General features: G+C 67.1%; 13 protein-coding genes. 5 read left to right on the forward strand and 8 right to left on the reverse strand.

Annotated features, from left to right (window positions below):
* Window positions 1-87 precede the first annotated feature (87 nt).
* From QF036_RS21480 to QF036_RS21490, 3 genes are all read left to right on the forward strand, one after another.
* On the forward strand, window positions 88-1665 hold the full coding sequence (locus tag QF036_RS21480; protein WP_307105145.1) for a molybdopterin-dependent oxidoreductase: 1578 nt from the start codon (window positions 88-90) through the stop codon (window positions 1663-1665).
* A 93-nt stretch (window positions 1666-1758) separates the two neighbouring features.
* Window positions 1759-2775, forward strand: a complete 1017-nt coding sequence (locus QF036_RS21485) for an asparaginase (RefSeq protein ID WP_307105147.1) — start codon at window positions 1759-1761, stop codon at window positions 2773-2775.
* 29 nt (window positions 2776-2804) lie between these two features.
* Window positions 2805-3209, forward strand: a complete 405-nt coding sequence (locus tag QF036_RS21490; protein WP_307105148.1) for a sterol carrier family protein — start codon at window positions 2805-2807, stop codon at window positions 3207-3209.
* 159 nt (window positions 3210-3368) lie between these two features.
* Here the strand turns inward: QF036_RS21490 and QF036_RS21495 are convergent, their stop codons facing one another.
* From QF036_RS21495 to QF036_RS21515, 5 genes are all read right to left on the reverse strand, one after another.
* On the reverse strand, window positions 3369-4847 hold the full coding sequence (locus QF036_RS21495; RefSeq protein WP_307105150.1) for a cation:dicarboxylate symporter family transporter: 1479 nt from the start codon (window positions 4845-4847) through the stop codon (window positions 3369-3371).
* Window positions 4848-4965: 118 nt separating this feature from the next.
* Entirely contained in the window at window positions 4966-5268 is a 303-nt protein-coding gene (locus QF036_RS21500; protein WP_307105152.1) for a hypothetical protein, read from the reverse strand.
* A gap of 46 nt (window positions 5269-5314) precedes the next feature.
* Window positions 5315-6076 carry an SDR family oxidoreductase gene (locus QF036_RS21505; RefSeq protein ID WP_307105154.1) on the reverse strand — a complete coding sequence of 254 codons (762 nt, stop codon included), beginning with the start codon at window positions 6074-6076 and terminating at the stop codon, window positions 5315-5317.
* Between the two features lie 45 nt (window positions 6077-6121).
* On the reverse strand, window positions 6122-6865 hold the full coding sequence (locus QF036_RS21510) for an aspartate/glutamate racemase family protein (protein WP_307105156.1): 744 nt from the start codon (window positions 6863-6865) through the stop codon (window positions 6122-6124).
* Between the two features lie 27 nt (window positions 6866-6892).
* Window positions 6893-8461, reverse strand: a complete 1569-nt coding sequence (locus QF036_RS21515) for an NCS1 family nucleobase:cation symporter-1 (RefSeq protein WP_307105158.1) — start codon at window positions 8459-8461, stop codon at window positions 6893-6895.
* Between the two features lie 329 nt (window positions 8462-8790).
* On the opposite strand from QF036_RS21515, the gene aceE reads away from it, so the two are divergent.
* Window positions 8791-11532 (forward strand): pyruvate dehydrogenase (acetyl-transferring), homodimeric type, encoded by a 2742-nt coding sequence (aceE, locus tag QF036_RS21520; protein WP_307105160.1) that lies wholly within the window; start codon window positions 8791-8793, stop codon window positions 11530-11532.
* Window positions 11533-11627: 95 nt separating this feature from the next.
* On the opposite strand, the gene QF036_RS21525 is transcribed toward aceE, so the two are convergent.
* Complete coding sequence (locus QF036_RS21525) at window positions 11628-11813, reverse strand: YegP family protein (protein WP_307105162.1); 186 nt, start codon at window positions 11811-11813, stop codon at window positions 11628-11630.
* A gap of 184 nt (window positions 11814-11997) precedes the next feature.
* Between QF036_RS21525 and nboR the strand changes: the two genes are divergently transcribed.
* Window positions 11998-12621, forward strand: coding sequence for a nicotine blue oxidoreductase (nboR, locus tag QF036_RS21530; protein WP_307105163.1), 624 nt, complete (start codon window positions 11998-12000; stop codon window positions 12619-12621).
* A 33-nt stretch (window positions 12622-12654) separates the two neighbouring features.
* Here nboR and QF036_RS21535 read toward each other — a convergent pair whose 3' ends face one another.
* Both QF036_RS21535 and QF036_RS21540 read right to left on the reverse strand, forming a co-directional pair.
* Complete coding sequence (locus QF036_RS21535; protein WP_307105165.1) at window positions 12655-13305, reverse strand: uracil-DNA glycosylase; 651 nt, start codon at window positions 13303-13305, stop codon at window positions 12655-12657.
* 3 nt (window positions 13306-13308) lie between these two features.
* A complete protein-coding gene (locus QF036_RS21540) occupies window positions 13309-14289 on the reverse strand; it encodes an aldo/keto reductase (protein ID WP_307105167.1) in 981 nt (326 codons plus the stop codon).
* Window positions 14290-14327: the final 38 nt, after the last annotated feature.

Here is a 14327-nt window from a genome sequence, read left to right on the forward strand (position 1 = left end):
TGTGGACCGTGCTGGCTCCTAAGCTGAGGCCCGGCCCTCAGTTGGCCGGCGGACAATCCGGGCGGCCCGCCGCTACGAATCAATGTCATGAAGAAGCTCATGAGGTTGCTCAGGGGACCAGCCGCACTGGCGGCCCTCGCCGGGGTGGCCGCCGCCGCCGTCGTTCTTTCCGTAGCGGAACTGTTGGGGGCGTTCTTTACGGCCCGCGCCACCCCCCTGGTCGCCCTCGGTTCGACGTTCATCGACTTCACGCCGCCACGGCTGAAGGACTTCGCGATTGCGACGTTCGGTACCAATGACAAGGCCGCGCTTTTCGCCGGGATGGGCCTGACGATTTTCGTGCTGGCGTGCTTGCTGGGTGTGGTGGCGTACCGGAGATGGGCGCTGGGCGCCGCCGGAGTGCTGTTCATGGGCGCGGTGATCGTGGCCGGCGTGGTGACCCGCGCGGGCGTCAGGCCGCTGGACGCCGTGCCCTCGCTGGTGGGAACCGTGGCGGGGCTGGTTGTGCTGCGGCTGCTGGTCTCGCGGCTGTGGCGGCTCCGGGCCTTTCCCGCTTCGCCGGCCGACGTCGCGGCCAAGGCGCCGGAGCGCCCGGCCGCCTCCCGGCGCGCCTTCTTCGCAGCAACAGGTATCACGGCGGCCGCTGCGGGCCTCGCCGCCGTCGGGGGCCGGCTGCTGAGCGCCGCGCGCAGCAATGTGGCGCAGGCCCGGGAGTCCCTCCGGCTGCCGGCGCCCGCCCGGCCCGCAGCCGCCGTGCCTGCCGGGGTCCAGTCGACAACACCCGGCGTGACGCCGTGGCTGACACCCGGCAGGGACTTCTACCGGATCGACACCGCCCTCAGCCTTCCGGAGATCAAGGCGGAGGAGTGGGAACTGCGCGTGCACGGGCTCGTGGAGGAGGAGGTCCGGCTCACCTTCCAGGACCTGCTCGACGCCGACCTGATCGAGTCCCATGTAACCCTCACCTGCGTTTCCAATCCGGTGGGCGGCAACCTCGCCGGCAACGCCAGATGGCTGGGACTCCCCCTCCGCGAGGTTCTCAGGCGGGCCAGGCCCACCGCCGGGGCGGACATGGTCCTCTCCACCTCCATCGACGGATTCAGCGCCTCCACGCCACTGGAGGTCCTGCAGGATGGCCGCGACGCCATGCTCGCCATCGGCATGAACGGCGAACCGCTGCCGCTGGAACACGGCTACCCCGTGCGTATGGTGGTGCCGGGGCTGTACGGCTTCGTGTCCGCCACGAAGTGGGTGGTGGATCTGGAGGTGACCCGCTTCGCCGACAGCAAGGCCTACTGGACCCAACGCGGCTGGTCGGAACGCGGCCCCATCAAGACGATGGCCCGGGTGGAGGTGCCCAAATCCTTCGCGGTGGTGCCGGCCGGGCGGGTGGCCGTCGGCGGTACGGCGTGGGCGCAGACCCGGGGCATCACCAAGGTCGAGGTGCAGATCGACGGCGGCGACTGGGCTGAGGCCGTGCTCTCGGACGAGGCGTCCGTGGACACGTGGCGGCAATGGTCCTTCGACTGGGATGCCAAGCCGGGCTCGCACTACATCAGGGTGCGCGCCACGGACGGGACCCGCGAGGTGCAGACGGAGAAGCGCGCCGACCCCGTGCCTGACGGCGCTTCCGGCTGGCAGTCGGTCATGGTCACGGTTGAGTAGCCGGTTCCGCGGCGCATCGGCCGCGCGTTCTATCCGGCCAGCCGCCCCGGACGGCTCCCGGGGAAAGCCCCTGCCGCACCATAGACTGGGCCCATGGCCCTAAATTCGCACGCCACGTTCACTGTGGATTCCGCCGTCGAACTCGCCGTGGTTGAACGAAGCGGATTCGTGGAGTCCCGCCATATCGGGGCAGCCGTGGTGCTCGCCGCTGACGGCCACGTGGTCACCCAGCTCGGCGACATCTCCACCCCCATCCTGGCCCGGTCCACGCTCAAGCCCCTGCAGGCGCTGGCTGCGATGCAGTCCGGCGTTCCCCTGCGCGGCGCCCAGGTGGCACTCGCCTGCGCCAGCCACACCGGATCGCTCGACCACATGGACGTCGTCGAGGGCATGCTCAAGGCCGCGGGCGTCAAGGAGGACCAGCTGCAGTGCCCCGCCGCGTGGCCGCAGGACGAGACGGCCCGGACCTGGCTGACCCGGTCTGAGCGGGGTAAGTCCCGGCTGGCGTTCAACTGCTCGGGGAAGCACGCGGCCTTCCTGTGGGCCTGCACCGAGAACGGCTGGGACACGCACAGCTACCTGGAACCCAACCACCCGCTGCAGCAGCGCATCCGCACCGTGATCGAGGAGTACTCCGGCGAGCAGATCGCTCACCTGGGCATCGACGGTTGCGGCGCACCGGTAGCGGCCATCTCACTGACCGGGCTGGCCCGCGCCTACTCCCTGCTCGCCAAAGCCCCCTCCGACAAGACCTCCAACGCCCGCGCCGCCACGATCGCAACGTCCATGCTGGACTACCCGTGGGCGGTCCAGGGCAGGGGCGAGGCCAATACGATCGTCATGGAGGAGCTGGACGTCATCGCCAAGATCGGCGCTGAGGGGATCCTGGTCATGGCCACGTCCCAGGGGGTTTCCGTGGCCCTCAAGGTGCTCGACGGCAACCTGCGGGCCACCTCGCTGGTGGGGCTGACCCTGCTGGCGGCCTGCGGAGCCGTCGACATCCCGGGGGTGTCCAGCGTGCTCGAGAAGGTGGTGGAGCCGGTCCTCGGCGGCGGCCGCCCGGTGGGCAAGATCCGCCTGGGCCATGCCGTCTCGGCCCTGCTGGACTAACGTACTTTTAGCTTTTCAAGGAGGCACCGGTGGCAGTTGCGCGCCGCAGAATCGACCCGGCCGACGGCCAAGCGGCACTGAGCCAATGGGCGGCAGGTGCCGTCCCGCCGTCGGACGCTGCTCCGGACGCTGTTCCGGCCGCACCCGCGGTTCCCCGCTCGGTGATCGCGACGGCGGTCCGGTACTCCCTCGAGGAAGTCACCGCCCGGGCGCCGGGCAATTCGGTGGAGGTGCGGGTGCCGCCGTTCGGCGTCACCCAGTGTGTGGAGGGCCCGCGGCACACCCGCGGCACTCCCCCGAACGTCATTGAGTGCGACGCCGCCACCTGGCTGGCGATGGTGACCGGCCGGCTTAGCTGGGCGGACGCCGTCAGCGCCGGACGCGTGGCGGCTTCGGGCCTGCGCGCCGACCTCTCAGCCCTCCTCCCCCTCTGAGCTCCGCTTCCCCACTCCCGCACGAAAGGCAGGACCCCGCCCAAGTCTGAACTGCTCAGCCTTGGACGGGATCCTGCCTTCTGCCCTCTGGAGTTTTTGTACAGATATCGCGACCTCAAGGGTCCTTAGCGGCCAGTATCTGTACAAAAACTCCGTACGCTATTCGTGGTTGATGGCTGCCGACGGCCTGCTCATCTGGAACTCCGGCATCTCATCGGGGCTCGGGCCGCCGCGGAACTTGGGCGAAGCCTGCCCGCCCCCGCTGATCCGTTCCAGTTCCTGCTCCTGGAAATCCTCCTCGACACCGAGCATGACGGCGGAATCGTGGTTGGTGATCTCGCCGCGGAACGCCCGGAGCATGACGCTGCGGTCGAACTGGCCCTCCCACTTGGAGACCACGAAGGTCGCCACGCAGTTGCCCAGCAGGTTGACCACCACGCGCATGGAGTCCATCAGCCGGTCGGCCCCGAGGAGCAGCGCGACGCCGGCTACCGGGAAGATTCCGAGCGCAGCCGCCGTGGCGGACAGTGCCAGGAAGGACGAGCCGGGAACGCCGGCCATACCCTTCGAGGTCAGCAGCAGGACGCCGAGGGCCGCGAGCTGCTGGCCGAGGTCCAGGTGGTGGCCGAAGGCCTGGGCCAGGAACAGCAGGGAGATGGACAGGTAGATCGCCGCACCGTCGAGGTTGAACGAGTACCCGGTGGGCACCACCAGGCCGGTGGTGGCCCGGGAGCATCCGGCATTCGTCAGCTTGGTCATGATGCGCGGCATCACGGCTTCCGTGGACGCAGTGCCCAGGGCCAGCAGGAATTCCTCGCGGGTGTACTTGAGGAACTGCCACAGCGGAACCCGGGCGAAGCTCCAGGCCACAACGAACAGGAGCCCGATGAACACCACCGCGGCGCCGTAGCAGGCGGCGATCAGCATCGCGTAGGTGCCCAGGGTGTCTAGCCCGTACTGGCCGATGATGAAGGCCATCGCGCCGAAGGCACCGATCGGGGCCACCTTCATGATCCAGGACATGATCTTGAAGATGAGTTCGAGGACCGTCTCCATGAGGCTGATGACCGGCATGCAGCGCTCCCGGCCGATGACCACAATTGCGGCGCCGAAGAAGACCGAGAAGAAGAGGACCTGCAGCAGGCTGTTGCTGGCGAAGGCGCCGATGACGCTGGTGGGGATGACGTCCAGGATGAAGGCCGCTGCGTCCTTCGGCACGGCATGGCCGGTCTTGGCGTCGAGTGCCTCCTGGGACAGGGTGCTCGGGTCGATATTGAGGCCCGCTCCGGGCTGGACAACGTTGCCGACGATCAGGCCGAAAACCAGGGCGAAGAGTGTGGCCGCTGTGAAGTAGAGAAGAGCCTTGACTCCTACCCTTCCGACCGCCTTGACGTCGCCAACGGCCGAAATTCCCGTGACGATCACGAGGAAGATCAGCGGCGCGATGATCATTTTGATGAGCTGGATGAAGCCGTCACCGAGCGGCCTCAGCTGGGAGCCAAGGTCCGGCCAGAAATGCCCTATGAGAACACCTGCCACGACGGCGATCAGAATTTGGAAGAAGAGCGACCTATACAGGGGCTTCTTCTTCGACGGCACCGAACTCGCCTTCAGCGCCGTGGAATCTGGGATCTTCATTGATCTGTACCTATCAATTGGGAACTGCCCCGGATCGGGGTCTGCTTCCAACGTAACCCCGGTCACACAATTCCGCAAGAGGAAATTCAGTTTTCACGATGCGGAACTATGCAGGCGGTCACAATTGAGTTTTTGTCCGCTTGTTGGGACTTGAGGCCCTTTGCGGAGCGCCCGCCTCACCTGGGAAACCACCGGCCAGCGGCACCCTGGCGACCTTCGGCGGCCCGACGCGCCTGGCGTGCTCGCTGACGATGGCGTCCCCGGCCACCACAAGGTCGTTGATGGGCAGGACGGACCGTCCGGGCTCCCGTAAATGCGGTCCGCTTTTCTTGCCCCATCGCACGGGTTCGACGATGTCCGGATCAAGTGCGGCGTGCGAGCGGACGAGTGCGGCAGGGCCGGGCCCGCACGATTTGGGCACCCGGACGCCCCTGCGCTCGGAAGGAGGAAGGATGGAGCGAAGGAGGTCAGCCGCGGCCTATGAAGGGCATTCCCGCGGCCGTGATGACCACCGAGCCCACGCTGGCCGAGGGCGGCATCCCGGCCATCATCAGCACTGCACGGGCCGCGTCCTCCACCGGGAACATCGGTTCCACCTTGCGGCTTCCGTCGGCCTGCACCGCCCCCGAGCCAACTCCGATGGTGTCCATGATTTCCGTGGCCGTGTTGCCGATGTCGATCTGTCCGCAGGTGATCCCGAACTCCCGGCCGTCCAGCTCGATGCTCTTGGTCAGGCCCGTCATGGCGTGCTTGGTGACGGCGTAGGCCACGGTCCGCGGCCGGGGTGAGTGCGCGGAGATGGAGCCGTTGTTGATGATCCGGCCGCCCTGCGGCGACTGCGCCTTCATCGCCCGGACGGCAGCACCGGCGCACAGCACCGAGCCGGTCAGGTTCACGGCCACGGTGGCCTCCCAGTCCGCCAGGGTGATCTCATCCACCGATGCCGCCGGGCCGAAGACGCCGGCGTTGTTGAACAGGACGTCCACCCGGCCCCAGCGCCGGAGGACTGAAGCGAAAAGGTGTTCGACGTCGTCGGGCACGGTGACATCGCACGGCACCGCAAGCGCGTCCGGATGCCCGTCCGCTGTTTCCAGGAGCTGCTGCTCACGGCGGCCCGCCAGGGCCACCCGGTAACCGTCCGCCAGCATTTGCCGGGCAACCGCGCGCCCGATGCCCGAACCGGCGCCGGTGACGACGGCGACCCGTTCCGTGGTGGGTGGAACGGTCATGCTGCTTCTCCTGGAGTTGTTGGAACCTGGGCGGCTGTTGGAATCTTAAGCGGTGGCGGGAACGTCGTTCGTCGCCAGCGGCCAGCCTATGACGGTCTTGGGCCGCGGCGTGGCGTACGTCCGCACCTTGGACGTGGAGAGCTGCATCCGGACCAGGGACTCCGCGATGGTCACGGCGGACGCAACGCCGTCGACGACGGGCACTCCGGCCCGCTGCCGGATCTGTTCGTCCAGGCCCGCCATGCCGCCGCAGCCCAGCACGATCACCTCGGCCTTGTCCTCCCGGACGGCGAGCAGCGCCTGGCTGATGATGGCCTCGACCGCCCGTTCAGGTTCCTCCTCCAGCTCCAGCACGGCCATCCCACTGGCCCGCACCGAAGCACAGCGCGCATCGAGGCCGGCCAGCTTCAGCCGGTCCTCGATGAGCGGCACCGCGCGGTCCAGGGTGGTGACCACCGAGTATTTGTGGCCGAGGCACATGGCCGTGCTGGCCGCCGCCTCGGTGATGTCGACGACGGGCACGTCCAGCAGCTCCTGCAGCCCCTCGCGGCCGTGCTCGCCGTAGCCGGCCTGGATGACGGCGTCGAACGGTTCCGGGTAGTTCACCACGGCGTCCATGACGGCGATCGCGGCCAGATAACTCTCAAAGTTGCCTTCGCAGGAGTCGGCTCCGAAGCGCGGCGTGATCCCGACGATCTCGGTGCCTGCCGCCGCGATGCTGCGTGCCTGGGCGGCGATGGAATCGGTCATGGACTGGGTGGTGTTGACGTTCGCAACGAGTATGCGCATGGTTCCTCCTGGGGGTCTTGGTGGCTTTTAGTGGGTGCTGGCGACGGCGATCGCCTCGCCGTCGACGTCCTCAAAGTGCTGACGGCGGTCGGCGATCACGTAGTAGCTCAGTGCACCAACGCCGGCACCGAAGAACCAGGCAAACGGCGCCGCCGCTTCAAAGGCCGGGACGAACGCGACGAGGATGGCCAGGACGGCCGCAGGCACCAGCGCGATGATGGCCCGCGGATTGACGCCCCGCTTGTAGAAGTAGGCCCCGGCCGGGTCCTGGCTATAGAGCTCGGGGACGTTGACCTTTCCGCGGCGGATCAGCCAGTAGTCGGCCATGACCACGCCGAACAGGGGGCCAAGAAGGGCGCCCAGCCCGCCCAGGAAGTAGACGATGACAAGCGGGTTGTTATAGAGGTTCCACGGCAGGATGACCAGGCCGATGGTGCCGCTCACCCAGGCTGCCCGGCGGAAGTTGAGGCGCTTGGGGAAGAGGTTAGTGAGGGCATACACGGGGGCGACGAAGTTGGCCATGAGGTTGACCGCGATGGTCAGGATGAGGATCGCGAGGCAGGCCAGCACCAGGAACAAGGTGTTGGGAATGCTTTGGACGATGTCCGACGGCGTTTCGATGATGGTGCCGTTGATCTTGTACTGCCCGCCGGCCAGGACCACCACGATGGCGCCGAACAGGAGCATGTTGATCGGAATGCCCCAGAAGTTGCCGCGCACGATGGACTTCTTGGACACGGCGGAGCGGGTGAAGTCGCAGAAGTTCAGGACGAATGTTCCGTAGATGGAGACCCAGAGGGCACCGCCGGCGAAAATGGTTCGCCACATCTCGCCACCTTCGAGGCCCCGGATGCCCGTCCACTGGATGGAACCGCGCGCCTCGATGAAGACCCAGACAGCCAGCAGGACCATTGTCACCAGGATGACCGGACCGGCGAAGGCCTCGTACTTGCGGATCATCTCCATGCCAAAGCTGACAATGACAAGCTGCACGATCCACAGCCCCACGAAGGAGATCCAGCCCAGCGTGCTCAGGCCGAGGATGGAGTTGGTGTCCAGCTCGTGGAGGGACGGGACCATGGCCACCAGCATGACGCGGAGCACCACCGAGGCAAGGAACGTCTGGATGCCGAACCACGCCACCGCCACCGCGCCGCGCAGGAGGCTGGCGAGCTGGGCACCGCGGATGCCGAAACTGATGCGGCTCATGACGGGAAACGGAACGCCCGTTTTTTGCCCCATGAACCCGGAGAAGCTGAGCAACACGAAGAGGAGGGCCGCCCCGATGGCCAGGGCCATCAGGATTTGCCAGCCCCCGAGGCCCAGGGAAAAGAGTCCGACGGCGAACGCGTAGTTCCCGAGGCTGTGCACGTCGTTCGCCCACAGGGTGAAGATGCTGTATCCCGTCCAGCGGCGCCCTTGCCGCTTGGTGGGTGCGAGGTCAGTGTTGTAGAGGCTGGGGCTGATGTCGCGGGCGACAGCGGCGCTGGCCGCTTCGCACAGGGCATCGGCGGCCGTGGTCTGGTGAACGGGCTGGGCCGACGGCGCTGTCGGAATGGGAGCCGGTTCGACGCCGACTGGTGGAGTCGTGTGCATCTGGATCTCCAGTTTCTGGGATTTCCGCGGTGGTGAGCCCTCGATCGGGTGACCATTGGTCGGACGATCGCTGCTGTTATTCCACATCGCGAAATAAACTTGTTGAATAGTGAAATAAGGGTATGACCTGCATCACCCTCCGGTCAAGGCTGTCGATGGAAGGGCCGTGGTCACAATCCGCCGCTAGGTGCTGACGGACCGCGGTCCCACTGCGGGAACGGGGACACGTTTGACCGCGGTCCAGCCTGGCGGATAATCTCGAATAGCAAGAATGTTTTCTCACAATACGAAAACATAGCCCCAACATTCAAAGATGAAACGAGGCTGCCGTGGCTGCAGGAGAAGATACCTCCCATATCCTCAGCGGGTTGACTAACCAGCTGCCTGATCGTGATCCGGAAGAGACCGCCGAGTGGGTTGAGTCCCTGGATGCGCTGATCAGGGAACAGGGCACGGAGCGTGCCCAATACATCATGCGCAGTCTCCTGCAGCGTGCCGGCGCGCAGAGCGTCGGGGTTCCGATGGTGACCACCACGGATTATGTGAACACGATCCCGGTGGACCAGGAAGCGGAATTCCCGGGGAACGAGGAGTTCGAGCGCCGGTACCGGGCGTACATGCGCTGGAACGCGGCGGTGATGGTGCACCGGGCGCAGCGGCCCGAGATCGGGGTGGGCGGGCATATCTCGACCTACGCCGGTGCCGCGACGCTGTACGAGGTCGGGTTCAACCACTTCTTCCGCGGCAAGGACCACCCCGGCGGCGGGGACCAGGTGTTCTTCCAGGGCCACGCGTCCCCGGGCATGTACGCCCGGGCGTTCATGGAAGGCCGGCTCTCGGAGGAGGACCTGGACGGGTTCCGGCAGGAAAAGTCCAAGGAAGGCCACGCGCTGTCCTCCTACCCGCACCCGCGGCTGATGCCGCACTTCTGGGAGTTCCCGACCGTCTCGATGGGCATCGGCCCGATGAACGCGATCTACCAGGCCCAGTCCAACCGGTACCTGCACAACCGCGGCCTGAAAGACACCTCGGACCAGCAGGTCTGGGCGTTCCTGGGCGACGGCGAAATGGACGAGCCCGAGTCCCGCGGCCTGCTCCAGCTCGCCGCGAACGAGAACCTGGACAACCTGAACTTCGTGATCAACTGCAACCTCCAGCGCCTGGACGGCCCGGTGCGCGGCAACGGCAAGATCATGCAGGAACTCGAGGCGTTCTTCCGCGGCGCGGGCTGGAACGTGATCAAGGTCGTCTGGGGCCGGGAATGGGATGACCTGCTGACCCGCGACACGGACGGGTCGCTGGTGCAGATCATGAACGAAACCCCGGACGGGGACTACCAGACCTACAAGGCCGAATCCGGCGGGTTCGTCCGCGAACACTTCTTCGGGAAAACCCCGCAGACCAAGGACCTGGTCGCTGACCTGACCGATGACGAGATCTGGAACCTCAAGCGCGGCGGGCACGACTACCGCAAGGTCTACGCCGCGTACAAGGCCGCGACCGAATTCAAGGGCAAACCCACCGTGATCCTGGCCAAAACGGTCAAGGGCTACGGCCTGGGCCCGCACTTCGAAGGCCGCAACGCCACCCACCAGATGAAAAAACTCACCCTCGACGACCTGAAGGAATTCAGGGATTACTTGAGGATTCCCATTTCCGATGCCCGGCTCGAAGAGGATCCTTACCGGCCTCCGTATTTCCACCCCGGTCCGGACGCACCCGAGATCGCCTATCTCCTGGAGCGGCGGAGGGCATTGGGCGGGTCCGTACCCGAACGCCGTTCCGGCCAGGGGTCGGTGGAGATGCCGGACGCTAAGACGTTCGACGTCGCCAAGCGCGGTTCGGGCAAGCAGCACGCCGCCACCACCATGGCGTTCGTCCGCCTGCTCAAGGATCTCCTCCGCGACAAAAAGTTCGGGCACCGGATCGTTCCCATCGTGCCGGACGAATCGAGGACGTTCGGCATGGACGCGTTCTTCCCGACCGCGAAGATCTACAACCCCAAGGGCCAGAACTACCTGTCCGTGGACCGGGACCTGGTCCTGGCCTACAAGGAATCCGCGCAGGGACAGCTGATCCACCCCGGCATCAACGAAGCCGGCGCCGTGGCAGCCTTCACCGCCGCCGGCACCGCCTACGCCACCCACGGCGTGCCCCTGGTCCCGGTCTACGTGTTCTACTCCATGTTCGGCTTCCAGCGCACCGGCGACGCCTTCTGGGCCGCCGCCGACCAGATGACCCGCGGCTTCATCATCGGCGCCACCGCAGGACGGACCACCCTCACCGGCGAAGGCCTCCAGCACGCCGACGGACACTCCCCGCTGCTGGCCTCCACCAACCCCGCCGTGGTCACCTACGACCCCGCCTACGGCTACGAAATGGGCCACATCGTCCGCGACGGCCTCGAACGCATGTACGGGCACGACTCCGCAGACCGTAACCTCATGTACTACCTCACGGTCTACAACGAGCCCATCACCCAGCCCGCCGAACCGGAGAACCTCGACGTCGAAGGCGTCCTGAAGGGCATCTACAAACTCGCGGCCTCCACCACCGAAGGACCCAAGAGCCAGATCCTCGCCTCCGGCGTCTCCGTCCCCTGGGCCCTCGAAGCCCAGCGGATCCTCGCCGAAGACTGGGGCGTCTCCGCCGACGTCTGGTCCGTCACCTCCTGGAACGAACTGCGCCGCGACGGCCTCGCCGCCGAAGAGGAAGCCTTCCTCAACCCCGGCCAGGACGCCCGCGAACCGTTCGTCACCAGGCAGCTCGCCGGAGCCCAGGGCCCCGTCGTCGCCGTCTCGGACTACATGAAGGCCGTCCCGGACCAGATCCGGCAGTTCATCCCGAACGACTTCGCCACCCTCGGCGCCGACGGCTTCGGCTTCTCCGACACCCGCGCCGCCGCCCGCCGCTACTTCAAAAACGACACCCACTCCATCGTCGTCAAAACCCTGCAGCTGCTGGCGGCGAGGGGCGAGGTGCAGGAGGGCGCGCCGTCGTACGCCATGGACCGCTACAAACTCCTGGACGTCACGGCGGGAACAACGGGAGGAGCCGGCGGCGACTCCTGAGCCCGCCGAAAAGTTCGACCACCGGGCTGGCAACACATTAAAAAACGACGGCGGCCCTCACCTGATGGTGGGGGCCGCCGTCGGGCTTGATTAGTTCAGGGACGCCTGCGGTCGACGACGAAGCCAGTTGCTGCGCTCTCCCGGACTGCCGTGATCCCCGCGGCAACTGCCTTGATATTGGGAAAGCTGGGCGAAACCGCAACCACGGTTCCGTCGTCTGCCGTCAGCCTGAACCGGTACTGTCCCGCGCCCGCCGTCTCGATTACGAATGAACCTGCCATATACGCTCCTTCCGCCAGCTGCACCGTTGCAGCCGCCATTACGACCCCCAATTGCCAACACGACATATCCGACGTTAGCCGCCATTCACTGGACGAACCACCCCTACTACCGGGTAGCATTCCGCCGCATCCGGACCGGACGTCCGGTCCGGGCGCCGGGTCCGGCATGGCCTAGGGTGATTCCATGACCGCCTCCCCCCTTCCCCGGACCACGGGCGTGCTGCTGGCGGCGGGTGCCGGTACCCGTCTGGGCCGCGGCCCCAAGGCGCTGCTTCCGTTCCGCGGCCGCACCCTCGTGGAGGTCCTGGCGGACGTGCTGCTCGACGGCGGCTGCCGGGAGGTGGTGGTGGTGCTCGGCGCGGGCGCCGCGGACGTCCGCGCGCGGACCGACCTGGCCCGGCACACCGTGGTGGAGAACCCGGAGTGGACCGGCGGAATGGGAAGTTCGTTCCAGGCGGGACTGGACCGTGCACCCCCGGAAGACCATGTGCTGGTGGCGCTCGTGGACCAGCCCGGGCTGACAGCGGAAACCGTCGCCCGGCTGTTGCGGGCACACCGGCCGGGCCGGGTGACGGCCGCAGCCTACGCCGATGCTTCCGGCAAGCTCCGGCGCGGCCACCCGCTGCTGCTCGACGCCACCCTGCGCGCGAAAGCTGTGGCGTCGGCGGCCGGAGACGCCGGTGCCCGGTTCTTCCTGCAGGCCCACCCGGAACTGATCGACCTGGTGGACTGCACGCCGCCACCCGGTTCAGGCCAGTCCGGCGGCGAAGACCTCGACACCCCGGACCAACTGCACCTGCTCGGCTAGGTCAGCGGCGGGCGAGGGCTGCGCGGCCGGCAGTTACTGAACCATCCCCGCCGCAAGAAGTTCGTGCAGTCCCTGCTTGAAGCGGGCCCTCCCGCCGTGGGCCGGATGCCTGACTTTAGGCACATCCAGGCCACTGCGGCGGAGGCTGGTGTGTGCAACGTTCCCCACGGCCACCACGGTTTCGATGGGAAAGATCCCCGTCAGGGCCTGCCAGAACGGGGTGCCCAGCGCCGCTTCCGCGGGTGTGGGCGTGCGGTTGGACAGCGGCCGTCCCGGCAGGTGCGTATGCCAAGGGCATGCGCTCCAGAGCAAAGGGAGGAAGCCGAGCTCGGCCAGGACATCCCACATCACCGTGGCCGTCGGCTCGGCGGCGACGCCGGCCGCCTCCGGCGGCAGCACGTACCCTTTCCCGGAACCGAACAGTCCGAAGGGATTGGCCGGCCCCTGGAACATGGTGCGGTTGGTGAACGGGACCCCCGTGATCCGCATGCCCCGGAAGCCCGGCGCCTCCCCCACCAGCAGCACCTTCGGGGCCCGGTCCAGCATGTCGCTGAGATAGGCCAGCAGGTTTTGCCGGCGCAGGGCATTGGCGGGAATCGAGTGGTCGAAGAAGTTGGTGCAGGCCGGGCCGGTTTCGACGGCGGCCAGCCGGTCAATGAAGTCTTCGATCGGCAATGGGGTCATGCTTTACCAGCGGGGGTGGACAGCCCCGCGGAAGTAGTGGTCATAGATCCAGCGCACGCCTTCGTCGAACTCCGGGCCGAGTACTGTGGCGGCCGCGGCGGCGTTGGCCCTGGCCTGCTCCACGGAACGGGCACCGGGAATGACGGACGTGACGCCGTCCTGCGCGGCGACCCACGCGATCGCAGCCTGCGCGGTACCGGCGCCCTCCGGTACCAGCTGTTCGAACTCGGCCACGGCTTTGAGCCCCAGCTCGTAGTCCACCCCGGAGAAGGTCTCTCCGACGTCGAAGGCGTTCCCGGCGCGGTTGTAGTTGCGGTGGTCGTCCTGCGCAAACGTGGTTTCCTTGGTGTACTTCCCGGACAGCAGGCCGGAGGCGAGCGGAACCCGGGCAATGATGCCCACGCCCGCGGCCTTCGCGGCGGGGAGCACCTCCTCCAGCGGCTTGAGCCGGAAGGCGTTCAGGATGATCTGCACGGACGCCGTGCCCTCGTGCCGCAGGGCTTCGAGGGCTTCGTCGGTCCGCTCCACGCTGACGCCGTAGTTCCGAACGGCACCCTCGGCAACGAGGGTGTCCAGGGCGTCGTAGACCTCGGCACGGCTGTATACAGCGGTGGGCGGGCAGTGCAGCTGGACCAGGTCCAGAACATCGGTGCGCAGGTTGCGGCGCGACCGGTCCACCCATTCGCGGAAGTTTGCGAGGTTGTAGTTTTCCGGACGCTGCTCCAGCCGGCGGCCCATCTTCGTGGCCACCGTGATGCCCAAGCTGGGGTTGTCGGCGAGGAACGCTCCAATGGCCTGCTCGCTGCGGCCGTCCCCGTAGACGTCCGCCGTGTCGAAGAAGGTCACGCCGGCCTCCGCCGAGGCCGCGAGAATGGCCTGCGCCTGCGCCGGGTCAACGTTGCCCCAGTCCGCGCCGAGCTGCCAAGTCCCCAGTCCAACGACTGAAACGTTCCGTCCGGTCTTGCCTAAGATGCGCTGTTCCATCCCCCGACTATATGTTGCCGACGCCGCGCGGGGTCACT

Origin of the sequence: Arthrobacter globiformis (genome assembly GCF_030817195.1) — a bacterium.
GTDB lineage: Bacteria > Actinomycetota > Actinomycetes > Actinomycetales > Micrococcaceae > Arthrobacter > Arthrobacter globiformis_D.